At 33.3% G+C, this 24,985-nt stretch carries 31 protein-coding genes and 1 pseudogene; 26 read left to right on the plus strand and 6 right to left on the minus strand.

The window, feature by feature from the left end; all coding sequences use genetic code 11:
* Position 1: 1 nt before the first annotated feature.
* The 23 genes from traC to FHQ18_RS12865 all read left to right on the plus strand — a co-directional run bounded on the left by traC (position 2) and on the right by FHQ18_RS12865 (position 16,857).
* Positions 2–2,506: a type IV secretion system protein TraC gene (gene traC / locus FHQ18_RS09330; RefSeq protein ID WP_149266911.1), complete on the plus strand. Its 2,505-nt coding sequence runs from the start codon at positions 2–4 to the stop codon at positions 2,504–2,506.
* The gene (locus FHQ18_RS09335) at positions 2,472–2,798 is read left to right on the plus strand and encodes a cyclic di-GMP-binding domain-containing protein, MshE-related (RefSeq protein WP_149266912.1); all 327 of its coding nucleotides are present in this window, start codon (positions 2,472–2,474) and stop codon (positions 2,796–2,798) included. Before traC ends, FHQ18_RS09335 begins: the two co-directional genes overlap by 35 nt.
* Entirely contained in the window at positions 2,798–3,430 is a 633-nt protein-coding gene (locus FHQ18_RS09340; protein ID WP_149266913.1) for an EAL domain-containing protein, read from the plus strand. Before FHQ18_RS09335 ends, FHQ18_RS09340 begins: the two co-directional genes overlap by 1 nt.
* Before the next feature lie 29 nt (positions 3,431–3,459).
* A complete protein-coding gene (locus FHQ18_RS09345; protein WP_149266914.1) occupies positions 3,460–4,440 on the plus strand; it encodes a ParM/StbA family protein in 981 nt (326 codons plus the stop codon).
* Entirely contained in the window at positions 4,430–4,555 is a 126-nt protein-coding gene (locus FHQ18_RS13005) for a hypothetical protein (RefSeq protein WP_484068194.1), read from the plus strand. Before FHQ18_RS09345 ends, FHQ18_RS13005 begins: the two co-directional genes overlap by 11 nt.
* Positions 4,552–4,845, plus strand: a complete 294-nt coding sequence (locus FHQ18_RS09350; RefSeq protein WP_149266915.1) for a hypothetical protein — start codon at positions 4,552–4,554, stop codon at positions 4,843–4,845. The genes FHQ18_RS13005 and FHQ18_RS09350 overlap by 4 nt, the downstream gene beginning before the upstream one ends.
* Positions 4,846–4,860: 15 nt before the next feature.
* A complete protein-coding gene (locus FHQ18_RS09355; protein WP_149266916.1) occupies positions 4,861–5,163 on the plus strand; it encodes a hypothetical protein in 303 nt (100 codons plus the stop codon).
* 174 nt (positions 5,164–5,337) lie between these two features.
* Complete coding sequence (locus tag FHQ18_RS09360) at positions 5,338–5,685, plus strand: hypothetical protein (protein ID WP_149266917.1); 348 nt, start codon at positions 5,338–5,340, stop codon at positions 5,683–5,685.
* Positions 5,686–6,287: 602 nt separating this feature from the next.
* Complete coding sequence (locus tag FHQ18_RS09365; protein WP_149266918.1) at positions 6,288–6,563, plus strand: hypothetical protein; 276 nt, start codon at positions 6,288–6,290, stop codon at positions 6,561–6,563.
* 114 nt (positions 6,564–6,677) lie between these two features.
* The gene (locus tag FHQ18_RS09370; RefSeq protein ID WP_149266919.1) at positions 6,678–6,872 is read left to right on the plus strand and encodes a hypothetical protein; all 195 of its coding nucleotides are present in this window, start codon (positions 6,678–6,680) and stop codon (positions 6,870–6,872) included.
* A gap of 662 nt (positions 6,873–7,534) precedes the next feature.
* Positions 7,535–7,939 (plus strand): single-stranded DNA-binding protein, encoded by a 405-nt coding sequence (locus tag FHQ18_RS09375; RefSeq protein ID WP_246798733.1) that lies wholly within the window; start codon positions 7,535–7,537, stop codon positions 7,937–7,939.
* Between the two features lie 125 nt (positions 7,940–8,064).
* Positions 8,065–8,895, plus strand: a complete 831-nt coding sequence (bet, locus tag FHQ18_RS09380; protein WP_149266921.1) for a phage recombination protein Bet — start codon at positions 8,065–8,067, stop codon at positions 8,893–8,895.
* Positions 8,896–8,905: 10 nt separating this feature from the next.
* Positions 8,906–9,097, plus strand: coding sequence for a hypothetical protein (locus FHQ18_RS09385; protein WP_149266922.1), 192 nt, complete (start codon positions 8,906–8,908; stop codon positions 9,095–9,097).
* Between the two features lie 344 nt (positions 9,098–9,441).
* Positions 9,442–9,648 (plus strand): hypothetical protein, encoded by a 207-nt coding sequence (locus tag FHQ18_RS09390; protein WP_149266923.1) that lies wholly within the window; start codon positions 9,442–9,444, stop codon positions 9,646–9,648.
* A 91-nt stretch (positions 9,649–9,739) separates the two neighbouring features.
* The gene (locus tag FHQ18_RS09395) at positions 9,740–10,678 is read left to right on the plus strand and encodes a Dna2/Cas4 domain-containing protein (protein ID WP_149266924.1); all 939 of its coding nucleotides are present in this window, start codon (positions 9,740–9,742) and stop codon (positions 10,676–10,678) included.
* A gap of 82 nt (positions 10,679–10,760) precedes the next feature.
* The gene (locus tag FHQ18_RS09400; RefSeq protein ID WP_149266925.1) at positions 10,761–11,009 is read left to right on the plus strand and encodes a hypothetical protein; all 249 of its coding nucleotides are present in this window, start codon (positions 10,761–10,763) and stop codon (positions 11,007–11,009) included.
* 107 nt (positions 11,010–11,116) lie between these two features.
* Positions 11,117–11,347, plus strand: coding sequence for a hypothetical protein (locus FHQ18_RS09405; protein ID WP_149266926.1), 231 nt, complete (start codon positions 11,117–11,119; stop codon positions 11,345–11,347).
* 12 nt (positions 11,348–11,359) lie between these two features.
* Complete coding sequence (locus tag FHQ18_RS09410) at positions 11,360–11,722, plus strand: hypothetical protein (RefSeq protein WP_149266927.1); 363 nt, start codon at positions 11,360–11,362, stop codon at positions 11,720–11,722.
* 77 nt (positions 11,723–11,799) lie between these two features.
* Positions 11,800–12,213 (plus strand): JAB domain-containing protein, encoded by a 414-nt coding sequence (locus FHQ18_RS09415; RefSeq protein WP_149266928.1) that lies wholly within the window; start codon positions 11,800–11,802, stop codon positions 12,211–12,213.
* A gap of 81 nt (positions 12,214–12,294) precedes the next feature.
* A complete protein-coding gene (locus FHQ18_RS09420) occupies positions 12,295–13,359 on the plus strand; it encodes a DUF6094 domain-containing protein (protein ID WP_149266929.1) in 1,065 nt (354 codons plus the stop codon).
* A 17-nt stretch (positions 13,360–13,376) separates the two neighbouring features.
* Entirely contained in the window at positions 13,377–13,895 is a 519-nt protein-coding gene (locus tag FHQ18_RS09425) for a hypothetical protein (RefSeq protein WP_149266930.1), read from the plus strand.
* A 100-nt stretch (positions 13,896–13,995) separates the two neighbouring features.
* Positions 13,996–16,551, plus strand: a complete 2,556-nt coding sequence (locus tag FHQ18_RS09430) for an SNF2-related protein (RefSeq protein WP_188020387.1) — start codon at positions 13,996–13,998, stop codon at positions 16,549–16,551.
* 183 nt (positions 16,552–16,734) lie between these two features.
* Entirely contained in the window at positions 16,735–16,857 is a 123-nt protein-coding gene (locus FHQ18_RS12865; protein WP_281285454.1) for a hypothetical protein, read from the plus strand.
* A 184-nt stretch (positions 16,858–17,041) separates the two neighbouring features.
* Here the strand turns inward: FHQ18_RS12865 and FHQ18_RS09435 are convergent, their stop codons facing one another.
* Together FHQ18_RS09435 and FHQ18_RS09440 are read right to left on the minus strand one after the other, a co-directional pair.
* On the minus strand, positions 17,042–18,247 hold the full coding sequence (locus tag FHQ18_RS09435; RefSeq protein ID WP_149266932.1) for an RNA-guided endonuclease InsQ/TnpB family protein: 1,206 nt from the start codon (positions 18,245–18,247) through the stop codon (positions 17,042–17,044).
* Positions 18,225–18,756, minus strand: a pseudogene (locus FHQ18_RS09440) (IS607 family transposase). Before FHQ18_RS09440 ends, FHQ18_RS09435 begins: the two are co-directional and overlap by 23 nt.
* Before the next feature lie 204 nt (positions 18,757–18,960).
* Here FHQ18_RS09440 and FHQ18_RS09445 point away from each other — a divergent pair.
* From FHQ18_RS09445 to FHQ18_RS09455, 3 genes are all read left to right on the plus strand, one after another.
* Complete coding sequence (locus FHQ18_RS09445; protein WP_149266933.1) at positions 18,961–19,863, plus strand: DsbA family protein; 903 nt, start codon at positions 18,961–18,963, stop codon at positions 19,861–19,863.
* 205 nt (positions 19,864–20,068) lie between these two features.
* A complete protein-coding gene (locus FHQ18_RS09450) occupies positions 20,069–21,607 on the plus strand; it encodes a type IV secretion system DNA-binding domain-containing protein (protein WP_188020388.1) in 1,539 nt (512 codons plus the stop codon).
* Positions 21,600–22,184, plus strand: coding sequence for an IncC plasmid conjugative DNA transfer DtrJ family protein (locus tag FHQ18_RS09455; RefSeq protein ID WP_149266935.1), 585 nt, complete (start codon positions 21,600–21,602; stop codon positions 22,182–22,184). The genes FHQ18_RS09450 and FHQ18_RS09455 overlap by 8 nt, the downstream gene beginning before the upstream one ends.
* A 280-nt stretch (positions 22,185–22,464) precedes the next feature.
* Here the strand turns inward: FHQ18_RS09455 and FHQ18_RS09460 are convergent, their stop codons facing one another.
* From FHQ18_RS09460 to FHQ18_RS09475, 4 genes are all read right to left on the minus strand, one after another.
* Positions 22,465–22,854 carry a HEPN domain-containing protein gene (locus FHQ18_RS09460; RefSeq protein ID WP_149266936.1) on the minus strand — a complete coding sequence of 130 codons (390 nt, stop codon included), beginning with the start codon at positions 22,852–22,854 and terminating at the stop codon, positions 22,465–22,467.
* Positions 22,855–22,860: 6 nt separating this feature from the next.
* Positions 22,861–23,190: a hypothetical protein gene (locus tag FHQ18_RS09465; RefSeq protein ID WP_149266937.1), complete on the minus strand. Its 330-nt coding sequence runs from the start codon at positions 23,188–23,190 to the stop codon at positions 22,861–22,863.
* Positions 23,191–23,197: 7 nt separating this feature from the next.
* Positions 23,198–23,521 (minus strand): hypothetical protein, encoded by a 324-nt coding sequence (locus FHQ18_RS09470; protein WP_149266938.1) that lies wholly within the window; start codon positions 23,519–23,521, stop codon positions 23,198–23,200.
* Between the two features lie 111 nt (positions 23,522–23,632).
* Positions 23,633–24,985, minus strand: coding sequence for a DNA double-strand break repair nuclease NurA (locus FHQ18_RS09475; protein WP_149266939.1), 1,353 nt, complete (start codon positions 24,983–24,985; stop codon positions 23,633–23,635).

Raw genomic sequence — 24,985 nt, forward strand, 5'->3', positions numbered from 1 at the left:
CATGGGATTGGCGGTAAAAAATCTGCAGGCAATATTTGAGCGTGGAAGGATAGCGGATTATTTAAGCGTATATCATTATGTAAAAGACGGTATTTATGCTTTGCGTGACGGATGGGGGTTCTGTATTGAATGCGAACCCATGCCGTTTGCCGGCACAAATACAGCTAAGGCTATTGAATCGCTATTAACGGCTCCGAGACATTCTGATGACTGGTATTTGAATATTTTTTTGTATGCTTCTCCATACATAGATGAGTTGATGGATGAATACCTTAAAAGAAAGGAACAGGGAAAAACAAATATCAACGATGAAGTTATTCTTGAACTGTTCAAACAAAGACGAAAATATTATGAAGAACATACTAAAAAATCTTTTTTTGATGAGTTTGATTTTCGGGTTAGAGATTTCAAATTATTTATTTCAGTTATCATTCCATATAAAAATAAAAAGCAAACTGCAACCGAGATAGATGTAAAGATTGAGTTAGAAGACGCTATAAAAGCAAAGAATGCTTATTTTGGAGTTTTAAAATCTGAGGGTCTGGCCCCAAGAATAGTATCACCTGAGCGATATATTGCGATAATGAAAGAGATTTTAAATCAAGAAAAACCAACCATAAATAACTACAACCCTCATAAAGAAATAAAAGAACAGATTATTTATCCGTCAACAAAGATAAAAATAAAAGAAAACGGGGATTTATTGATAAACGGCAATCCTTTGCGTGTATTTTCAGTTAAAACTTATCCTAACGTGATAAATCTTTTTCAATTTGGTGAAATAATTGGTTCGTATATTGACAATATGAAACAGATACCAACTACATTTGCTTTAGCTATGAATGTTAAGCTGGTTGATCCCGTTAAGAGTAAAGAGAAGTTTCAAATGAAGTCTAATTTTATAACACAGCAGGCTGATGGCAATCCTGTTGCGAAATATATTCCTACATTGCACATTCGTTATCAAAACTACCAGCTGGCAATGAAATATTTTGAAGAAGATGGAAAAGTTTTAACTCCGACACAATTAACATTTTGGGTTATTGGGGATGATGAACATCATCTTGAATATTTAGCGCAATTTGTTCGCAATCACTGGTCACAACATAAATTTGAAATTGCAAAAGAAAATGACGATACTTCATTTACCGTATTTTTATCAACTCTTCCAATGCAGATGGACAGTTATTATGATAAGTTTTTACATAGGTTTGAGCCTATATTCTGTCACAATACATCCAATTTAGCTCCAGTGTTTGGCGATTACAAAGGCAATGGTTATCCGCTATTAACTTTTATCAGCAGGCGTGGCCAGATTATGAGTTTCGATCCGTTCGTATCCGATGGCAATTACAATATTGCGGTGGCAGCGGAATCAGGCAAAGGAAAATCATTTTTTACAAATGAGCTGATTACTTCAGTTTTAGGGGAGGGCGGAAAAGTTTTTGTTATTGATGTGGGTCGTTCATATGAAAAGTTATGTGAGCAATTAGGCGGTGAATTCATAGAGTTTGATGAAAAGAAAAATATAGTTATTAACCCCTTTACAAACATAAAAACAAATGAAAACGGCGAAATAGACAGTTCGGAATTTGAATTGCTTGTTCCGTTTATCGGTAATATGTGCGGAATGAATTTAATGGCATCTACGGAAGAAAAAGATCCGACGAAAAGAGTTCTTGCTTCATTTATTGAACAGGCTTGCAGGGAAGCATTCAGGCAAAAGCAACACGATACAACAATTAACGATATTTATGAAATTTTGCAGAAACATCCGGATAATAGAGCAAAGGATATTGCTCAGGCATTGTATCCATTTTCAATACATGGTCGTTATGGCAAATGGTTAAATGGAAGGGATAATTTTCAGTATCAAAAGGACTTTGTAGTACTTGAATTGGATTCTCTTGAGCAAAAAGAAGATTTAAAATCATTAATTTTAATGCTGATGATGTTCAGGATCAGTCAGGATATTTTCTTTGATTTTAAACGCAGGAAGATGTTTATTATTGATGAGGCCTGGCAGTTGTTGAGAGATAATATTTCATCTGCTTTCATCGAAAAAGGTTTCAGGAGATTCAGGAAACACAATGCTTCTGCAATGACAGTAACCCAGACAATAAACGACTATTTCACCAACGAAACCACAAAAGCGCTTTTTAATAATGCAGAGTGGAAAATATTTCTTGGGCAGAAGAATGAGGCAATTGAACAGGCAAAAGAAGAAAAGAAACTGGTAATGCACGAATATTTTTTTGATTTACTCAAGACAGTTGATACTGTGAAAGGCAGGTATTCGGAAATAATGATTATCGGATCCAAAGGTATTGGTATTGGACGTTTATTAGTTGATAGGTTTACATATTATCTCTACACAACGGACGCTAACGATAAGATGAAAATTGCGCAAATTCAGAATGAACTGGGTTGCAGTTTATCCGAAGCAATTAAGATTCTTGTTGAGAGGGAACATGGTGCGAAAAGTGGAACATTACTGGAAAAGTAGGAGCTACATTTATCTGTTAAGGGATGGAGAAAAAATTTTAAATGCGACAGGCAATGTAATCTCCCGAATAGGAGATATAGCGGTACGCAAAGGTTATATAACTGAAAATCAACTCAGGAAGGCTTTAGAAATACAGCAAAAAGCCCCTTTTATTCGTTTAGGAGAGATATTGGTGGAGCAGGGATTTATTAATGAAAGGCAACTTGAAGAAATCATTAACGAACAGATTAAAGAAGCGTTACAACTTATTGATAATTGGGAATATTGTAACTATGAGGAGAAAATACTGTAATGTTTAAAGTAGAGCCTATCGTAAACATTATATCCAACGAGGTTATTGGTTATGAAATATTGTTTAATGGGAGTATTCCTAATGATGTCTTGTTTAAAGAGCCGAGTGTTTATATTGATTTGTTTATATTTGATAAAATCAAGCAGTTCTTCTTTGATAAATTCAGCAAGATAAAGAAGAAGATTTTTATAAATATCAATATAGAAACGCTTTGCGCTAACAGTAATTTATTTTCGGAGCTTCCAGGAAATGTTTATTTTGAAGTGATTGAAAACGGCAGAAAGTTTAATTTTTATGAAAACTGTTTATGTAATGAAAAGGATAAAATTATTATTGATGATTTTGGAACAGGCAATGCGAATATTGATACGATTATAAGGTTAAAGCCTTTTGGAGTTAAACTAGATAGAATTATTTTGAATTTTTCGGATACGTTTTTAATCAATTTATTATCAGAACTGAATAAACACTGCCAGATTGTGATTTTTGAGAAGATAGAAACTCAGGAAGAATTAGAAAGAATCAAGAGTCTTGGATTTCAATTTGCGCAAGGTTATATTTTCTCAAAGCTCAAACATTACGAATTCCTTTTCAAAATACCACAAAAATTATCCGTAAAATCGATATTCTAATTAATAAATATTAAACCAGGAGGCAGTTAATGAATATTGTAGCAGTTGATATAGGGTATGGCAGGATAAAACTATATAACAGTAAGATAAAGTTTAGTTATCCGTCATATTTAGTCAAATACACTCCTTCTGATATAAGTTTTTTTGCGACACCAGACTATATAGAAGTTAACGACAATAAATTTTATGTCGGTGAAGACGCTTATACTATGGGTAAATTAATCCCTTTGATAGGAGAAAATTTTCACGGATCAAACGAATGGAAAGCGCTTCTAAGTTATGCTTTATACAGGTATTTTCAAGAAAAAGGTGGTTACAGCGATATTGATTTGCTTATTTTAGGTTTACCACTTAATCAGTATAATGAAGAAAGAAAACAGAAAATCAAATCTATTAAATCAATTACAGCAAGCGTAAATGACCAGAGTTTTAGCCTAAAAGTTAAAGATGTCATTGTGTTGCCTCAAGGCGCTGGGGCAGTAATGTTATACCAGGACAAATATGATTCAATGGCCATAATTGATATTGGTTATTACACGATAGATTTAGCGCTTTTTCTTGATGGAAAATTTGTTTTTAACAGGTCATTGTCATTCAATTTTGGCATTCACGAACTATATAAAAACGTTGCAAAGAAAATTAGCAAAAAATTTAACTACCGTCCTGATTACAAGAAGATAGAGGAAATTGTAAAAACAAAGAAAGTTAGAATCAAGGGAGCGGAACATAAAGTAGATGATATAGTTGACGAATGCAAATTGAATTACTGCTTTGACTTAGTGAATATGATTAAAGATGAGTGGGAAGATAGTCAAAAAGAAGCGGAAAAAATGCTTTTTATTGGCGGTGGAGCTGAGGTTATTAAGGATATACTGCCTGCCGATCCGCAGTTTTTGGTTCCTGATAATCCGGCTTTTGCAAATGCAATCGGATATATGAAGTATGCGGAGGTTTTTCATGGACAAAGAGAGGCAGATGTGGCGGAAAGGGAAGAAGAAAATGGTAATTAAATGTTTGAGATGCGGAGATAAATTTGTAAGCGAAGGCGCTCACAATAGATTGTGCAGAAACTGTAGACGATTGGTAAGTTCGATTAATTTTGTCAATCACAGGATCATAAAATGAGAAAGACTTATTCTTTCTCCCTATATGAAAACAATGAAAAAGATAAAGCTCTAATTCAGTTGCTTGAAATTTTACCTAAACATCTCCGAGGCAAATTTATTCGCAGTATGCTGTTAAAAGCGATAGAAGATAAGGTTTTTGAAAGTGTAGAAGTTTTGAAAAGGGAAGCAGAAACCGAAAATAGAAAAGAGGATACAACGCAAGAGCAAAAAATTGCGGAAAATACCACAAAATCGGAAACTAAAAAGACATATAGTAAAAATAATCCTTTTGAAGGATTGAAAATATAGTTACGGAGGTGAGTAATGAGCAAAGCAAAAAACGGAACAATTGAAATAATACCAAACACACCAATTACAAGAAAGCTTGCAAGTGAGGTAATCAGGGCGGACAGTATTCTCAGAAGTGTGAATAATAGACTGATGGCTGGTCATCTGGATTACGAGACTCATCAAAAGATAATAAGCGAATATCAGGACATAGTGGGCAAGATTACAGCAATGAATAGCGAATTGACAAAGAAACTGTTTTCAAGAGGAAAGAAGGAAAAAGAAAAAACTGTTAAGGCAGATGATGAACCAAAAGTAGAGAAAGCGGTAGTGGTTTGAATTATTCTGATGAATAATGAGTTTAGTAACCAATTATGGGATATAAAGAAATTTGTCGCTGGCAAAAAATTCAAGGAGTTTTCAATTTAGAAGCACCTCCTCCCCCTCCTGTTTTGTTTTGCCGTCTGCGCAATGCAGGCGGTTTTTTTTAAAAGTAGTAGTGAGGATACAAATATGAAAAGGTTGTATTTATTGATAGTTCTTATAATTTTAATGAGCTGGAACAATACAAAAGCAGAGAACATTAATGCAATAACATTGAAAAGTATCACTGCGTTAAACTGTAAAATTCAGTATTTAATGTATAAGTTTTATAATTCTGAAGAAAGCGGAGTAACGATCAAGCAAAAGGTTGTAAAAGCATTAGAAAAAGCAGTTAAAATTGATAGGATCGATGGGATTAAAGCAAGTGTAATTATAAATAGCTGTAGGCAGGGAATAGATGACATATTGGATATTGGTGAAAGCACAAGAACGTTTACAGATTTGTATAGCGTGTTGGATAGTTTGTTGGGAAATTAAAAAAAGCATTGACAATTTAAAATTGGGATTCATACTATTTAATAGATATTTATGTTGTTTGAAAGCTGAATACAAAACCAGCCTGTGTGGGGCTGTCCGTTGGGCAGGACAGTTGTTAATCCCAGCAGGCATGTGTAGCCCGAAGAAATTAATTACCCTCGCTATTCAAATTGAAATAACTTAACAAATTTGTTAAGTAACGGCAACGTAGATAAATTTTATAATTTTTAAATATCTTATAATTCCCTCCTAATCTAGACCAAGCTTGATCTTTTGTGTTCACGTAAAATATCCATAACTTAATCATTCTATATATAAATCCCAGCATACAATAGTATTGCAGCTAAAATTATGTTTTTTGCCAATATCGGTGTATCTATCTGTCGTTGCAGTGTTTTTGTATGCGAGGGATTTGTAACGAGAGATGAAAAAATACGCCTCTGATTGGCGGTGTTCGATCAGTAGGCGAAATAACCCATAACCGGCTATGATTGGTTAGCGGGTAAAAAAAAGAAAGAAAAACCCCGTCAGGGGGCAGTTTGTCCCCTGACGGGGATACGACTGCCTCCTGACAAAAAAAAATAAAACAAGGAGGCAGAGCTATGTTCAAGTTTATCAAATCAAAAAGAGAAGAAAAAGAAAAAGAATTCTTTGAAATTATCAAGGAGTTCAGGAGTCAATTTCCAGCAACAGAAGGCTGGAGCATTAATACCTTTATTAACAACAAAACTGGATACGTTGTAACAAAAATTGAAAAAAATGGAAAAGTTATGTCTCAAGCAACTGTTGAAAAGGGTGACTCGATAATTGACTCCGAAAGAAAAAGTATAATGGAAGCATTAATACGCTTCGGGTTTGTCCCTGATGTAACAAGTTAAACATTAAAAATTAAAAAAAATATCCCCGCAGGGGGAGGTATTTCTCCCTCTGCGGGAGAGTTACGCCTCCTTTCTGCGGGACTGGTTGGGTCTTAAAGAAAGGAGGTGAGGAGAATGTTTAAGTTATATTTGAAATCACTTTTATTAACAGCAGAGGATACTTTAAAGAACATAACCTTTGCTGGAGCAATAGCTATTTTTATTGATAGGAATTATACGGTTGTAAAACTAATAGTTACATTACTTAGCTTTACATTGACAGTAATATTGAAAAAGAATATTTTAGAAGAAGAAAAGTTGGAGGAATAAAAATGTTAGGGATTGTTCTTTTGGGAGTATTTGTATTAATTATTGGAATAGCAGGAATAATAGCTGGAAGATATTTGATAAATGAAAAAAAGAAAGAAAAGCATAATCACGTTTAAAATATGAGTGGTGTAGAAATAGCATTTATAATTGGAATAGCCGTTGCACTAATAGGTGCTATAGCTGGATTTTTAGCGTTTAGAGAATTGAAAAAAGGAAATCATAACCATGTTAAATGAAGTGTAATAGAGGAAAAAAATGAGTGTAGGTGCAATTTTATTAATTATGTTACTAATAACAGCAATAATAGGGTTTACAGCCGTATATTTTTACTTCAAAGATGAAAAGTAGAAAATAAATATGGAAGGGATAATTTTCATAGGAATATTTTTTGGAATTATGGGAATACTTGCGATAATTGCAGGTTATTATCTTCAAAAAGAGAAAGAAAAAAAGGAAAATCACAACCATATTCATTAAAACATAATAAGTGAAATAGGTTTCACTGCAACATACCTATATTTCAAAGACGAATAAGATGGTCTAATTTAAATCAAAAATAGAATATGAAACTAACACCCCGCAGGGGGAGCAGTCTATTTGCGTCCCCTTGCGGGGATAAGACTGCCTCCTTCTGCGGGTAAAAAAGAAGAAGGAGGTAGATTATGTATTTCAATAAGGTAGTTCTTTTAGGAAATATGACAAGAAACCCAGAAGTCAGATATATACCAGGGAGTGGAACTCCCGTAGCAACTTTTGGGTTAGCGGTTAACAGAAAGTATAAGAAAGATGATGAAAGTATGACAGAAACCTGTTTTGTAGATGTAGTTGCCTACTCAAAATTAGCCGAGTTTATAGGAGAATATACGGCTAAGGGCATGGCAATATTGGTAGAAGGGCGTCTATCATATCGAACTTGGGAACAAGACGGTCAAAAACGTAGCAAACACGAAATTGTTGCTGAGAATATTCAACTTGTTTGGAGGAAAGATAAAACAACGGAAGAATCAGATCTTGTAGAAGAAAATGACTCTGATGAATTTTTTGATGAAGATGATATACCCTTTTAATAAATAAACCCTCCCCGTCGGGGGACTCCAGTATCCCCCGATGGGGGATTACTGCCTCCTTGAAGAGGACTCCCGTGGCGGGAGTGAGTCTCTCGGCGGGAGAAAAACATAAAGGAGGCAGAGTTATGAGTAACGTAGTTAAACTTGAAAAATCTTTTAATGAAAAAGAGCTTGAGGTAATCAAAAAACAATTTTTTCCATCAAATACAAGCAAAGAAGAAATGGAATATTGCCTTGCAGTCGCAAAAACATTTGGTCTCAATCCAATTACAAAAGAAATTCACTTCGTACCTCGAAAACAACAGGTAAACGGAAAATGGATAGAAAAAGTTGAACCGCTGGTTGGCAGAGACGGCTTTTTATCAATAGCGCACAAAAGCGGCCAACTTGCAGGAATGAAAACTGAAAGTTATATCAAAGAAGTTCCCACTCTTGAAAATAGTAAATGGGTGATTAAACCTGACCTGGTGGCAAGATGTGAAGTATATCGTAAAGATAGTGATAAACCTTTTGTAGTTGAAGTTAGATATTCCGAATATGTTCAATATACTAAGGACGGTAAACCAACACGCTTTTGGCAGAAAATGCCTGATACTATGCTTAAAAAAGTTGCTGAATCACAGGCACTCAGAAAAGCTTTCAATATATCGGGCATTTATGCTGCCGAAGAAGTTGGTATAGGCACTTATTCGGAAAATGGTGATCTTATAATTGATACTGAAGTTGAAATAACTCAAGAGGATAAGCCTACTGAGTTATCTAAAGGTTATATTGACCCTGATGAAATTATAGAAGCTTTTAAAGCTTTAGGTTTTGACGCTGCGTTTGGAAAAAATAGAGATAGAATATATGTGCGGGGTAATTTCTACAACAAACCCGCAGCAAAAAAATTACTCGAAATGTATAATTTTACAAAAACAAAAGAAAAAAATGTTTACTGCTTAAGAATTGCTTAAGAGGTGTTAAATGAAAATAATAATCGAAAAATTACTTGATTTAGCCAACATGTTTATTGCAGGCTATGTGATCTCATATATTTTTAAACCAGAATTTAAAAAATTCTGGTATATAATCTTTCCCATCAGTTTAAGTATTTATCTAATTGCGATAACATCATTAATTATTGAATATTTGAAAAAAAACAGTAAATTAAAATAGGAGTAAAAAATGAGGAGTAACATGATAGTTTGGATAGCGTTATATGCTACAATTGCAATTATAATTATAGCAACTGCGATAGGAATGTATATAGAATACAAAATTGATAAGAAGAAATAATGATTGGATTGTATGTAACAATAGGCACTATTGTTGTAATGTTCATAATCGGCGTAATTGTTGAACATAAAATAGAAAAACCAAAAAAGTAATTTCTCAATAATAATTAAAAAACTTCCTACATATTTTAAATCATAAAAAATAAATATCCCCCGCAGGGGGCAGTTGTCCTCCTGCGGGAGGATTACTGCCTCCTGTTAAATAAAAGTAAGGAGGTAGATAAAATGTATAACATTAAAAAAATCGAAAAAGAATTGAAAAGATATGGATATGACAGGGTTTTTCAATGGCTTGATGACCCATGTTACGATTTACCTGACTATTTATCAGACTTCCAGAAGGTTGCCGAAATGTCAGGAGCAACCAATATTCGACAGGTTCTATTTTTTATGGAAATTTTAAATAAACTTGAACGTCTTGAACACAGATAAATAAAAATCCATCCCCGCAGGGGGCAGATACTGTCCCCTGCGAGGGGATAAGTCTGCCTCCTGCAAAGAAAAAATTACTAGGGAGGCAGAAATGATTCACGAAATAATAAAAAAATACTTACCTAAAATTATTAAAGAAAAATCAGAAATAGAATTAGGCAACCGTAAAGAATATATAGGAGCAAGTGATATTGCTCAGTGTTCAAGAAAGGTTGTTCTAAGTAAACTAAATCCTGTTGAACACGATGTTGAGACTTTAATACGTTTACAGCGTGGCCATTTAACGGAAAATCTGTTAAAAATGATATTTGATAAAACTCCTTATAAATATACAACTCAAATGGAATTAACACATCCGGATTTGCCATATCTTAAAGCACATTTAGATTTTGTGTTTTATACCAAAGATATGAGCAAAATCGGTGTATTGGAATTAAAAACTGTTTCAAGTATGCCAGATGAACCTCATGAGAGCTGGATTCAACAGCTTCATTTTCAATTAGGATTAATGATATTGAAATATCCTGATGCGGAAATAAAAGGTTCAGTTCTGGTTATCAATATCAATACAGGCGAAATGAAGGAATTTAACAATTATGAACCTAATAATGTAATTTTTAATGCCTTATTAGAAAAGGCAAAAAAGATAAAAATGGCATTGGACGGACAAATAGAACCTAAGACTGAACAAGGTTTTTTATGTTCCAGTTGTCCATATAAAACTGATTGTCCCGCTTTAATTAAGGGAGAAAAAGTTGAGTTTCCTGACGATATGAAACAAAGAGTAAAAAAACTAAAAGAATTGGTTAAAATCGAAAAAGAAACTAAGTCATTAAAAAATGAAATTAAGCTGTATATGGAATCAATAGGTATCAAAACGGGAATTGCCGATGATATCATAGTTCAGTATCAATCAAGAAAAGGACGTAAAACTCTTGATGAAAAAGCTTTAAAAGAAGCTTATCCGGAAATAGATATAACGCCTTTCTATAAAGAAGGCGATCCTTATAGTTTCATAACATTGAAGTAAAACCCACCCCCATCGGGGGCAGGCAACTGTCCCCGATGAGGGGATTAGTGCCTGCCTCCGATAGTGAAGAAAGGAGGCAAAGATGCTGACAGCTGTTAATGAATTAAATAAAATAAAAGCAAAAGATATTAAAAAGTTTTTAGATTCCATTAATTTAAGCCTTAAAGTAAACAAAAAACCACATAGCTTATCATCAACATATACGATTGTTGATAAAAAAGGTTATCCTGTATTTTACGGAAATTACAACGCATTTATAAAGTTTATTTGTTCACTAAACTACATTCTCAACTATGTGAGAACAAATAATATTAATGAAAGAATGAATTAAATAACCCGCCCCGACAGGGGGTAGTCAATCCCCTGTCGGGGGATTACTGCGACTGCCTCCTGTCCTTTTCTGGGTGGGTAACCAAAAAATATGACAGGAGGTAGAAAATGGCAGTATTAGTTATTACAGAAAATAATTATCAAACTGTTTTCCCATCAATAAAGGAAGCATCTCCTTTCTTAAAAGAAATAGTCCAGCAATATGGAAAGATTAAACAAATAATAACAGATTACTCCCCTAAAACTCCCCATGGCAGTTGTCCAGAATGCGGATCGCCAATGGCATTTGAGGAAGGTTGTCGCAAGTGTCATAGTTGCGGTTATTCGCTTTGTGGATAAGGGGGATAAATTATGAATAGGGAAGAACTAAATGAAATAATAGAAATAATTGCTTCCAACGGTATTTATGCCGGTGGAAAGGGATTTGAAATTCACAAACCTAAATTTAAGAGGATATTTGAACTATATTATCAACTTGTATGTATTAGAGGAAGGGTCCAAACACTTGCAATTAATACAAAGAATAGAACAATAAAAGGTATTCAGAACTTTTGTTCTGGGTGTTCTAATGTAAAAAACAAATCAATAAAAAAATGCTTCAATATTTATACTAGCGCTGATTTTGAGCGCTGGTATGAAAAAAATCATACTCTCATCTTTAATAAGGAAGGTGAGAGAAAAATCCAAGAAACTAAAAGAGCTTTAACCATATAATACCTACCCCCGCAGGGGGCAGTTGATCCCCCTGTGGGGGATTACTGTCTCCTGCGAAAAAACAAAAGGAGGCAGAAATGATTTTGAAAGAATATAAAAGTAAAAAGATAAAAAACCCTAAAGATGTAGCTAAGATTTTACAAGCAATTTTATGTTCAGAACATAAAATTGATCAAGACAAAGAGCATCTCTGGTGCATAGGATTGAACACCAGAAATATCATTAAATATATTGAGTTAGTTTCTTTAGGAACTTTAGACGAAACGTTAATAGAACCAAGAGAGGTCTTTCGATTAGCAATTTTCAAAGGGGTGAAGAATATAATAGTTGCACATAATCATCCCTCTGGAAATTTGAGATTCAGTAATGCAGACATACAAGCTACTGAAAGGCTTAAAAAATGTGGAGAAATATTGGGAATAGGAGTCTTAGACCATATTCTTATAACTGTAGATGATTACATATCAATGAAACAAGAAGGTTTAATGTGAAAACCCACCCCGCAGGGGGCGTAGTCCTCCTGCGGGAGGATTACTGCCTCCTGCAAAAAAACAAAATAAGGAGGCAAAGTAATGGCAAGGTTAGAAAGTCAAAAGAAAATGGGATATTATCCTACTCCAAAGGAAGTAGTTGAACAAATTAGAGAACTATTATCTTTTTCAGCAGGTGCAAGATGTTTAGATACCTGTTGCGGAACAGGTGAAGCTCTCGCTACACTAACCAAAAATGCACCTGTCAGAACCTATGGTGTGGAGTTAGATAAAGAAAGAGCAATAACAGCAAGGCAAAAGCTATATAAAGTATTAAACTGTGATGCTTTATATGAAACACGCATCACAAATAATGCTTTTGACTTGCTATTTTTAAACCCACCATATGATTGGGATGTAAAAGAAAATGAAACTGAGAATAGTGAAAAAACGGAGAAAAAATTTTTACAATTTCATCTCCGTTATCTAAACACGAAGGGTGTAATAATTTATGTAATTCCATTTTTATCTCTAAAATACACTTATCGATTTTTCCTTAGAATGAAAAATTTACGGGTGTTGGCTTTTCCAGAGGAACTCTATAAACAGTTTAAGCAAATAGTAATTATAGGAAAATCAACACCGTTTGCTGATAAAGAACTAATAAACAATAATCGAAATATGCTAAAAAATATAATAAATATGGTTGACTCAGAGAGGGCTTATGAAACTCTCTGGACAACCGAAAGTATATTAACAAGTGATTATCGTCCTCTTTATGAGGTTGAAGCGAATACGGTTGAGTTAAAAACGTTCAGCTCAACTCGTATTGACCCAGAAGATGCAATAGAACAGTTAAAAAATTCGGTAGTTTATACCGAATTCAATAAATTAACGAAAATTCAAAAAGTAGAGGAAATCCGTCCGCTTGCAATGTTGAGAAATGGGCATTTAGCAATGCTTTTAGCAAGCGGTATAATGAATGGTAGATTAAAAAATAATAAATACGACTTGATAGTTAAAGGAAGTATCAAGTCATATATGGAAAAAACAGACTCCGACTATGACGAAGAAAAAGCAAGTTTAGTAGAGAAATCTGTCAAGAAATACCAGATAGTAGTCAGAAGTTTAGATTTAAAAAAATTACGATTTATCGAAATTAAATGACTAAATGAGGTGCAAAAATGGAAAGATATAGAAAAATAAAGTATTTAGGTAATGAAGTATATACTGATAAATATATTGAAAGAGGTAGTTTTATCTATCTTATGTCAATATTTGGAACTCCCGAATTAGTTAAAGGTTTAACATCTGCGATACTAACGGGAGAAGAAATAGAAGTTGAAAATGATGGAGTAATGGCAAGGAGTAATACAACTAAATACACATTCATACAGAAAAAGGTAGGGCAAAATTTGGTTCATTGTTTGCTCTACCAAAAAGAATTATTTGTGTTTAATCAAATAAATAAAGTAGCAGTAATTATTGAACCTACTATTGAAAAGATATATGAGCTGATAGACAGTAAAATATCAACCCCATTAATTCCTGAATGGAAAGAGTTTATAATGGAATTGGTTAATCCAATACCATTAAATACATTCGGGTACAAAAGTGCTGTGGAAATAGAAATACCAGAAGAAAGCTATATTGAAAATGAAATAATTAATAATCTAAAGGAAAGAAGATTAGCACTAAACTAACTAAAATATGGATAAAAACCCCTGCGGGGGGCAGGTAACTCCCCGCAGGGGGGATAATTATGCCTGCCTCCCGCAAGAAAAAAATAAAAGGAGGCAGGTTATGAAAAAATTTCTACAAAAGTATGAGACATATTTCTTTTTTTACAATGTCAAATTAGATTGGTATTGGTTTCCTCTCGAATATGTAGGCAAAAGAGATGGTATAGTATTTGGATTTGTAGTAGGGGATTTCCCAGAATTTGGGGATTTTTCCTTGCACGAAATATTTAGCATAGGCGGAACAGTCGGAGGAGCATTTGAAAAAGCAAGAAAATTGGACGAATTAGTAGAAATAGTCGAAAAAGGCGGTATTTTAGAAGCAGACGCAGACATATATCTTGATGAATTTATAAAAGTTACGAGGAGTAAGGCAAGTTTACAAGAGTATCTTGAAACCTTGCCAAACTCAAAAGTAACATTTAACGAAATAGAAAAAGATGAAGAAAATAAAAAAGAATTATCCTTAAAAGACTTTTTAAATGAATTTGGTGATACACTAAAAGAAAAAGTATTAAAAAAACTAAATCCTATTTATAACCCTGCTCAAATTGGTGAGTGGGAAAAGAAAGAAAATCATAAGTTAAATAAATTATTAAGAAAACCCTTTAATGCCCAGAGGCACGCTATTTTAGCGTTGGCTAAAGGGTTTTATAAGGAAAACAAAAAATCTCTTATCTTAACCGCTGAAATGGGAACAGGAAAAACAATAATGGGAATGAGTGTTGCATATCTAAATCCCAAAAAGAACAAAAGAACACTTGTTGTTTGTCCTCCCCATTTAGCGGAAAAATGGGTAAGAGAAATAAAGGAAACAATACCTAATGCCAAAGTAAAGGTTTTGAGGTCCATATCTGATATAGACAAATCAAAACCGCAAGGAATTGAGTATTGGGTATTAAAAAACACCACTGCTAAATTACATTACTCTGTAAAATATGTGAAAAGACTGAATGATAATGACACCTTAAATAAATGTCCAGATTGCGGAGTCGAGTTATCTATTGACAATGTAATTGGTAACACAATGCCTAAATGTGCGGTATGTAAAACACCTCTATACTACGCAGATAAAGATAGATTCCGCAGATATGGATTAGCAGAATATATAAAAAGAAAAAAAATAAGAATTGATTTTCTAATATTAGATGAAGTTCACGAATTAAAAGGTGGCGACACTGCGGTTGGTCAAGCAATGGCTAACCTTGTAAGTGTTGCTGATAAAACACTTGCAATGACAGGAACTCTAATGGGCGGATATGCAAAAAACCTTTTCTATATCCTTTTTAGAATGTTTACGAAAAGGTTTATAGAAAAGGGATATACTCATAGTTCCGTAACATCTTTTGAAAGGAACTATGGGGTAATTGAAGAAACAAGAGTGTATGTAAAAGACTCTGGTAGAAGCTCTTCTATTGGAGCAAGGTTAAAGAGTGTTAAAGTTCACTCAAAACCGGGTATGTCCCCAGGACTTCTACCAGAATTTATTTTAGATAGCACTTATTTTATGAAGTTGTCAGATGTTTCGGATCAGCTACCTGAATATTCGGAATATCTGATAGGTGTTGAAATGGATGAATTACAATATGACATCTACAAGCATTTTGAAAATTCGCTTGTAGATGAAGTTAAAAGGTTGTTGGTTGTTGGAAGCACAAGGCTATTGGGAGCAATGGTTAATTCTCTTTACGCTTTGCCTGATGGGGCAAGACGAGGTGAAATTGCTATTGATCCAGCAACCAAAGAAGAGATTGCTGTTGCACCACCAATAGATTTGTATATGCTTCCAAAAGAAAAAAAGCTAATAGAACTAATAATGAAAGAAAAACAAAAGAACCGTAAGTGTGCCATATTTCTAGAACACACAGGCACAAGAGATTTAATTCCTGATTTAGTCGAAAGACTTGAAAATAACGGGATAAAAACTCTTGTGTTAAGGAGTGGTTCTCCTGCAACAGACAAACGGGAAGCATGGATAAAAAGAAAATTAAAGGAAAATCCAGATACAGATGTTCTAATCTGTAATCCTAACCTTGTTAAGACAGGGTTAGATTTATTGGATTTTCCTACAATTATATTTTTTCAAACAGGGTATAACATATATACCCTAAGACAGGCTTCTCGTAGGTCATGGAGAATTGGGCAAAAACAACCCGTTAGGGTGTATTATATGTATTACAATGATACTATGCAGGAAAGGGCAATGAAGCTGATAGCGACAAAAATGGAAACTTCTCTTGCAGTAGAAGGTGATTTATCCGAAAACGGTTTGACATCTCTTTCTGAAGGCGAATCAATGACAATTCAAATGGCTAAAGCACTTGTTGATGGTGATAAAGATAATAAGAAACTTGAAGATATATTCTCATCTTATAGAGAAAAGGATATGACAACTGATTTAGAGTTAGATGAGACATACGAAATAGTAAATCTTACTGAAATTGAAAGAAAAGAAATTAAAACCTCAAAGGGTAAGACAAGGACAATTGAAACAGGAATTGAAACTGTTATAGAAAAAGCATGGGAAAATGCTAAAAAGAAAGAAGTTGGTAACTATACACTAGAGTATGTAACGATTGATGACTTATTAAAAGCATTAGAAATAGAAGAAGTGGCTTAGCGGGTTAATCCCGTTAGCCACTTTCTAATTAAATCTCCTATCCTTGGGGGTTGGGCAACCCATAGAGTGCATGGTAACCGTGGTGGTTTGGGGTGACCATCGGGAGAGTCTATGATCTGCCTCCGCTCTCCCTTCCATGTCCTTTGTGGGTTGCCCACCCAAAAAAGGATAGGAGGTAGTCTTATGATAAGATTTAAACTTTTATCAGGCAGAATTTATGAAGTAACTGTTGAGGAATGGTTGGGACTTGAGAAGTGGCTAAAAGAAATTGCAACAATAATTATTGATGAGATGACTTATGCGTGAACATAAAATATCTCAATTGATGTTAGAAATATGGGAAAAAACAAAATACATTAAAGTTAGGGAAAAAAGAAGAATTGAATATATTACCCAGTTGTTTATAGAACTGGGATTGAAACCTCCCGCAAGGGAGTGCCTCTCTGCTTCTGGCAGAGGGGAACATCTCTCGGAAGCCGTTCTCTCAGACTTACTCAAACCTAACCATAGTTAGGTTTTGCTGAGTTCCTGCTTCAGCGAGAGGGTGCTTCTTAGGTAGCACAAGGCTACGGTCGTCCACAGAGCCTCTCTCCACAGGCGTATAGGTTCGGGTGGAACTCACCCTACCGTAATTTAACAGGTTGATAGCGGCGTTTAAGTCTCTATTAATTACCAAACCACAGTTAGGACACTTGAAGGTTCTGTCGCTTAATTTTAAGTTGTAATTTACATAGCCGCACTTTGAACAGATCTTAGAGCTTGGAAACCACCTATTTACAATAATAAGGTTGTTGCCTCTTAGTTGTGTTTTGTATTCAAGTTGTCTTTTAAGTTCATGGAAACCTACATCCGATATAGCTTTGGCAAGATGGTGATTTTTAAGTAAACCTTTTACATTTAAGTCCTCAATCACAATGGTTTTGTAATTTTTGGTTAGATAAGTGGTTATTTTATGCAGATAATCACTGCGAATGTTTCTTATTCTATAGTATAGTTTTTCTATCCTTACAACCTGTTTTTTGTATCTGTTAGAGCCTTTTTGTTTCCTTGAAAGCTGACGCTGTAATCTTTTTAAACGCTTTTCATACCTGTTTAGAGTTTTGATATTTTCAAAAAAAGTCCCATCAGACAGCACTGCAAGTTTTTCTATTCCCAAATCCACACCAACCTCTGCTTGGTTCTCGCAGGGTTGGTATGGGTTTTGAACCACATCAATAGTAAAAGATATAAACCACTTACCAGCTTTGCAGGATACGGTTGCATTTAGGATTTTACCGTTAAACCTTAAGTTTTCCCTCATTCTTACCCAACCGAGTTTTGGTATTCTCACTTTGTTGTCGTGTACTTTTATCTGGTCTCCACCGATGTAAAAACTATCTTTATTGGACTTTTTCTTTTTAAATCTTGGTTTTCTGGCTAATCCTTTAAAATATCTACCAAAAGCTTCTTGTAGTTGTAAAAATGGCTGTTGAGAGGCGTATTTTGTTACCTCTAAAACAAAGGGGTATTCTTTTCTTTTTATAGAGTTGAATTGCTTTTTGAGCTCTAAAGCGTTTGGCTTTTTGCCAGTTTTATACTGTTTTTCCCAATTCTCTAAAGCCCAATTCCATACAAATCTGGCTACACCGCAGGCTTTTTTAAAGTATGTTATTTGCTTATTATTAGGGTCTAACCTAATTTTGTGAGCTAACTGCATCGCTTACTGCCTTTTGCATATTTTCTATTAGCTTTTTGTTTTTGTTTGACCTACTGCCGTATAACCTTACTGAGAATACGGTTATTATCTCAAAAACATCTTTGACTAATTCCTCTTCAAAACTGGATGTATCTTCACCATTGTATTGATTATAACTACCTCTACCTCTTTAGCCTCACAAATAGCAAATATTAGTTCTGCTCCAAACCTTAAAAGTCTATCTTTATGAGTTATGATAAGCCTGCCAACCTCCCATCAATTATGGCGTTGATAAGCTTTTTTAAACCTTTTTTTTGTAGTTTATACCACTTCCTAAATCGCTTATTATTTCAAAATCCCAACCATTAGATGCACAAAACAGATAGGAGCGTTGATAATTTATATCTTCTTTGCCTGCCTTTTGTTCTGGTGTCGGGTATTAATTTATCCTCTTGCTCCCACCTTCTAAGAATTGATATGGAAACTCCAAGTATTTTGGCAGCCTCTAAAATACTTAACAACCTTTCCATATTTGACAATTTAAGCTAAACCTGCTTAAAATCAAGTAGTTTTAGATATAAATAATAATTTTTTAAAAACTGCTGTTAACCCGCTGTCCCTTTTGAGGATAGCGGGTTTTTTATTGTCAAAAAAAATCAGAATCGTCTCAAATACCACACTTTGGATACCAAAATTCGATTATATTTAGCCAAAAATAATAAAGGAGGTTTTACATGATAAGAATATTTAAGTACGAAACAATCAACCAAACAATTCAAGCATTGGCTACTTTAGCAGGTATCCTATTTTTAGGAATGATCCTGAATCTTGCAACAGTAACTTTAGGACATTCGGCAGAAAAAGAATATTCAAAAACAGCAAAAAAAGTCGCAAAAATAATTAAAAAAAGACTTCATCATAAGGGTAAAGTTACAATAGTCGATGAAATCGATCCTAAGGTGCTGGAAGGATTTAAATATGTAAAACTCAATATAACTACCGACGCAGATAATAAAACTTTTGGATTTTATACAGATGGAAAATATGTAATTACCGGCCTCGCAGATTTAAAAACAGGTGAAAATATTATTAACTACATAAAAGCGATAAGCGATACTATTGATGTTGAAATCAGAAGCGATGAATTGATGTATGGAAATATAAATGCTCCTGTAAAAATTGTGGTTTTTAGCGATTTTGAATGTCCATTCTGTAAAAGAGTATCAAAGGAGATGCAATACATTATCAAAAAACATAAAGGAAAAATTGCCATATTTTATAAACATTATCCATTGCCATTCCATAAACATGCAGAGCTATTAGCAAAAATATACGAAGCGGGAAAGAAACTTGGTTACAAGTGGGATATGTATAAATATGATTTTAATGGCAAAAATAATGATGAGATATTAAAAACTTTTGAAAATCAACTGCCTAAAAATAAGCTTGTAGAGTTTTATAAGTATTTAAATTCTCAGGAAATAAAAGATAAAATTGAACGCAATAAAAAGGAAGGACAAGCATTAGGAATTAAAGGAACTCCGTATATTTTAGTCAATAGTCATCCTGTTGAGGGTTACCAACCGAACCTTATCTATGAAATAGTAAATATGGAATTGGATAAGTCTAAAAAGTAAAACTGAGGCAGGCCCAACAATGTATGTTCAAAATTATTACCTGAAACCGTTTATTATAGAGTTTTTTTTAGGCTGTGTGGTTCTATATTTCAGGCATTACTTATTGTTAGGAGACAAAATAGGCATTTTGACAGGAGTTTCAATTATACTCCTGTCTTTTACAAGGTTCTATAAATATCTGGAAAAATCATCTTTAATTAAGCAAATGAGCAAAAATAGTTCTCTAACAGTTAGTCTGAAAAAAGGAAAAATACCAAAAGATAAGGTGTTTATCGGTAAAGGATTTGTATGGCAAAACGACCACGTTCAGAAAATGTATGATTTAAAAAGCATGAACAGATTGGATGGGCTTCTTAATCCTAATAGCGATGGATTATCTCTTATTCATGGAATAGGGAAGAAAGAAGAAAAAAATATTTATTTGCCTGTTGAAGAATTAAATACCCATACAGCCATTGTAGGAACAACAGGCGTGGGTAAAACGAGGGCTTTAGAACTGTTTATCGGACAAGCGATTTTACAAAATGAACCTGTTGTGGTCATTGATCCGAAGGGGGATAATCAACTTGTTGATAGAGTATATGATTTATGTATTAAAGCTGGTAGGAAAAATGATTTTATGTTCTTTTCTCTTGCGCATCCTAAAAGCAGTAGCACATATAACCCTCTTGAAAATTTTTCAAAGCCCACAGATATAGCGTCAAGAATAAGGTCCATAATGGATATAGGCGAAGAACCTTTTTATGCTGATTTTGCATGGAATTTGATACTGGGAATTACATCAGCCCTTTTATCTCTTGATGAAAAACCGACTATCAGGTCAATACATAGATATTCTCTTATTGATTTTGAAGAATTGATGACAAAGTTTACAAAAAGATACAATGAAGCAAAAATGAGTAACGATGAAGCTATAGTAACAAAACTTGAGCCTGCTCTGAAATACCTTAAAAAGATTGAAAGTCATCCGAGAGATCACTTTGCTAAAGTAACAGCTTCACTTGAACCTGTATTAGCTTCTTTAAGTCACGGTGAAATTGGAGATTTGTTATCGACAATACCATCGGATATAACATTTGAGAAAGTTATTAATAAGAATAAAGTGGTATATTTTTATTTAAGCTCAATGATTGACAATCAGGTAGCGAGAAATGTCGGCCGAATGGCTTTGCAGGATTTACTATTTTATGTTGGTTCAATATATGCTCACTATCCTGATGTTGAGTTCCCTTTAAATGTATTCGTAGATGAATTTTACAATGTAATTTTCGATGGATATGTAGATTTACTAAACAAGGCTCGTGGAGCGGGCGTCAGAGTAACTCTTGCCATGCAAACAAGCAAAGACGTTGAAAGTGTTGTTAGCGAACCTAAAGCAATGCAGATACTTGCTAACACAAACAATAAGATTTTCTTCAGAGTGCCGGAAATAGAGGTTGCCAAACTGTTTTCGGAGATGTTTGGGAAGACCGTTATTAAAGAAAGGATGAAAACAATAAGCGTAAGTCCGGATGTTGGCGACAATGGAATATATTATGGAACAAATTCAGGTGAAAGATTGTTAAATAAGGAAGTAGATTTAATAGAACCCCAATTATTAACTTCACTGCCAAAAGGCGAGGTTTTTATGTATACCCAAGGCAGGTTGCCGTATAAAGTCAGAATGCCGCTAATATCAGACAAAATTGAAAACCGCTTTATGGAAAAAGTTATAGAAAGCAATAGGGGGTTAGAGTATGTCTGAAGTGGCAACAGTAAGCACATTTAGATACTGGATTGTATTCTTTTTGCTGATAATAATAGCAGGAGAGTTCTTTATCTATAAATATAAGTCAAATAATAATCCTGATTATAAATGGAATCTTTTAGTGAAAGAACAGGAACATTTTAAAATGGTAGCAGATAAGGAAGATATAGAGTTTGTAATAAATGTAACTAATTTTATAGACAATTTTATGAAAGGAGCATTGAGAAGAGCGTATTATGGTGTAGAGGGTTGGTTTAAGCCTATAATGCAATTATCTATTATCAGATTGTATATGTATAAATTCATGCTCCCTCTTCTGATAGCTGCTATAATATTGGGATTAGTGGAAGGAAATCTACGCTATAAAAAGAAAATAGAAAAATTTGAAATAACAAGCTCGTTAAAATTTCATTGGATTTTAAGACTTGCTTTGGCCATGAAACTTATGTTTATATTCGGTTATGTATTTTCTCCGATTCCTGTAAATCCTTTTTTATTTATCTATGGGATACCTTTAACCACGCTGATGGTTGTTTACTTATTAAGAGCCAATTTACCTCTAGAAAAATTGTAATAGTGGGTGAAATATGTCAAAAGCAAATTAAAAAACTGTGATATCGAAGAACAGGAAAGGTTTTTTTAATTATATTACAGCAGGCTGAAAATATAAGATGCTTATAGAAAACTTGCTAAAACAGAATAGGATCAGCGGCCGTGTGGTATGAATGTGGAGAGAGTATATGGAGGTGAAAAAGGAATTAGAAAAAGATCAAAAACCACAATAAAGGTATTGACAAACTACCAAAGCACCGTTTGAAACTTATAATTATAAATTTTATAAAATAGAAATCAAATCAATATCTCTGAATCTGCTTTATTAAACTATGACATCTTTCAGCGTGAGATATTGCCTTCTCTAAGTCTTCTTTGTTCAACTTTTCATCTTTATAATCAGCATTTACTCTCAATCTTCTTAAAGTTTCAAATATGTGTGGTAAACTCCGTATCTTTCTTTGTTTTATACCTAATATCTTTAAAACTTTAACTATTTCATCATGAGAACCTTTAAACTCACTCATAAAATCATAAAAATCAAATCTTTTAATTTTATCACGTGCAGGCCGGAAAACGGAATAATAAGCCCTACTAATCCCGGTTCGAATAAAATGCTGCTCTTCAACCCATTGTGAGTTATTTTTTATTGTTTTTGAAACTTCAAGAAATTTATAAAAATCAAAACTCATATCCCATTAAACTGTCGTTATAAATATTTTTTCAATCAACGGAAAAGGTTGTTCGTAAATATAATCATAAATATCATCAAGTTTATCATAAACATCAACATCAGCATCTTTTAAAATAAAATAAAATTTCCCATCCTCAACTTTAAACTCCACTTCACCATCAAAAACACTCTTAATTTTATCTTCAATAATTTTCAAAGTATTCTTTATTATTTTATTCAAATAGATATCGCTTGCTTTATTGCTATCAATGTATTGAGGTGTTGTTTGATTAATACACTTCAACACAACTGGCGGTTTTCTAATATAACTCTCAACATACTTTATATGAGCCATATTCTACTTACTCCTTGTCCTTAAAGATCTTTCCTTCCACTACGTCCAATATAAACTGTGCAATCTCTCTAGCTTTATCAGGAGTCATAATCAATTCTATTTCAACCCGTCTTTCACCATCAAACTCTTGTTTGTTTATTTTACTTTCCTCTACTAAACCAGTTTTTTCATCCACATCAAGCTCTACACTCTCCGGCAATGTTAAATCCTCATAATAAAACTTTAATGTAACTAATCCATTCAAATTTAAACCGCCATAAGCACCATTTACAAATTTCTGAGTAAAATCTTTAGTTTTTATATATTTTACTTTTACCTTTTTTGTTTCCATATCAATTCCTAATTTTTCTTTTATTATTTATATCGACCAATTTCCTCAAAAGTCAATAAAATTTTCACTCTCCAACACCCCTCCCACTTAAAGTGTTTTACTATTAATAAACTATTTTATTTCACGTTTTGAGAACTTTTCTAATAATACAGAACTGGGATGGTCTGCTATTGAAACCAACTGATTTACCAATGCAACAGGAATTAGTGAATTATCATACATATCACATTTTAAATACTCAAGATTATTTAAAATAATATCAATATTTTTAAAATTTTCTTTCTGAGGATCTAATACTATATTTTCATCCTCTACCGGTATAGTTAATACATATATATATCCATTCTTTGAATGAAATATTAATTTTGCACTATAATATGAAGTTCGAGCATAAGGTTTTTCATCTTCAGGATCCCCTGGCAAAATATATTTATAAATGTGTTTGTTGCTGAGCAACAAATATTTTCCTCTTTCCAAAATTGGCTTACCATTTGTGGTATCGCATAGTTCAATCGCGTGTTCAACAAATGGACCGCTTTTTTCCAAACCTACAATAAAAACGTTATATTTCTTTGACAGATAATTAAACAATTTTCTGAATGGCTTATGCATATTTGCTGTTTGTCCAAAAAATGCTAAAGGGCCATCTTTTATAAAAAGAATTTCGTTTAATAAATCAGGTTTTTTTTCATAGATAAATTTTATGTAATATGCAATTATTATCTGTTCGATTAAACCAGTAATATAACCTAAAATACCATGTGCCCCTAATTCATCGTCAATAGCTTCATGTAATCTGAAAATATCCGTTAAATAAATTTTTCCATCTTCATGCTCAAATGTAAAATCTTTATTCATTTTATCACGAAATAGTTTTATATTTTTCGCATCGGAATTTTTATTAGGATGACTTGCTAAATTATAAAACTCAACCTTATCAGTATTATAAATCTCAAAAACTAACCAATATAAAACATCCATAAAACTAAAAGCATCTCTGGGAACCATAAAAAAATCATATATTGCTTTACGAATTGAATCAGTTAAAGTAGTTTGTTCATAATAAGTAATATTTCTTACAGGAATAACTAATTTTATTCGTTCTAATTCTTTAAGTTTGGCTATTTGCTCAGGGAAAATAAAAGGATCATGAGATAAATTTCTTAAATCCTCAACAGAAAAAGATAGTGCGCCAAATTGAAAAAATGCCAAAGAAGCAGAAGGAAATTTCTTTTTTACGTTTGCTTCATTATAACCACCATCAACTGCGATAATTAGTTTAATTGGATTATCAGTAATCTCAATTGTTTCATAAATATATTTATTATCAATAGATATTTCATCTTTTTCTTTAGGGAAAGAACACTTTTCTAAAAATGTTCTAACATCATTGTCTTTAATTAAAAAAGTATGAGACGCTTTACTTGCCCATTGATTGGGTCTTCTCCTACCAGTATACCCCAT

Source organism: Deferribacter autotrophicus, assembly GCF_008362905.1.
Classification (GTDB): Bacteria; Chrysiogenota; Deferribacteres; order Deferribacterales; family Deferribacteraceae; genus Deferribacter; species Deferribacter autotrophicus.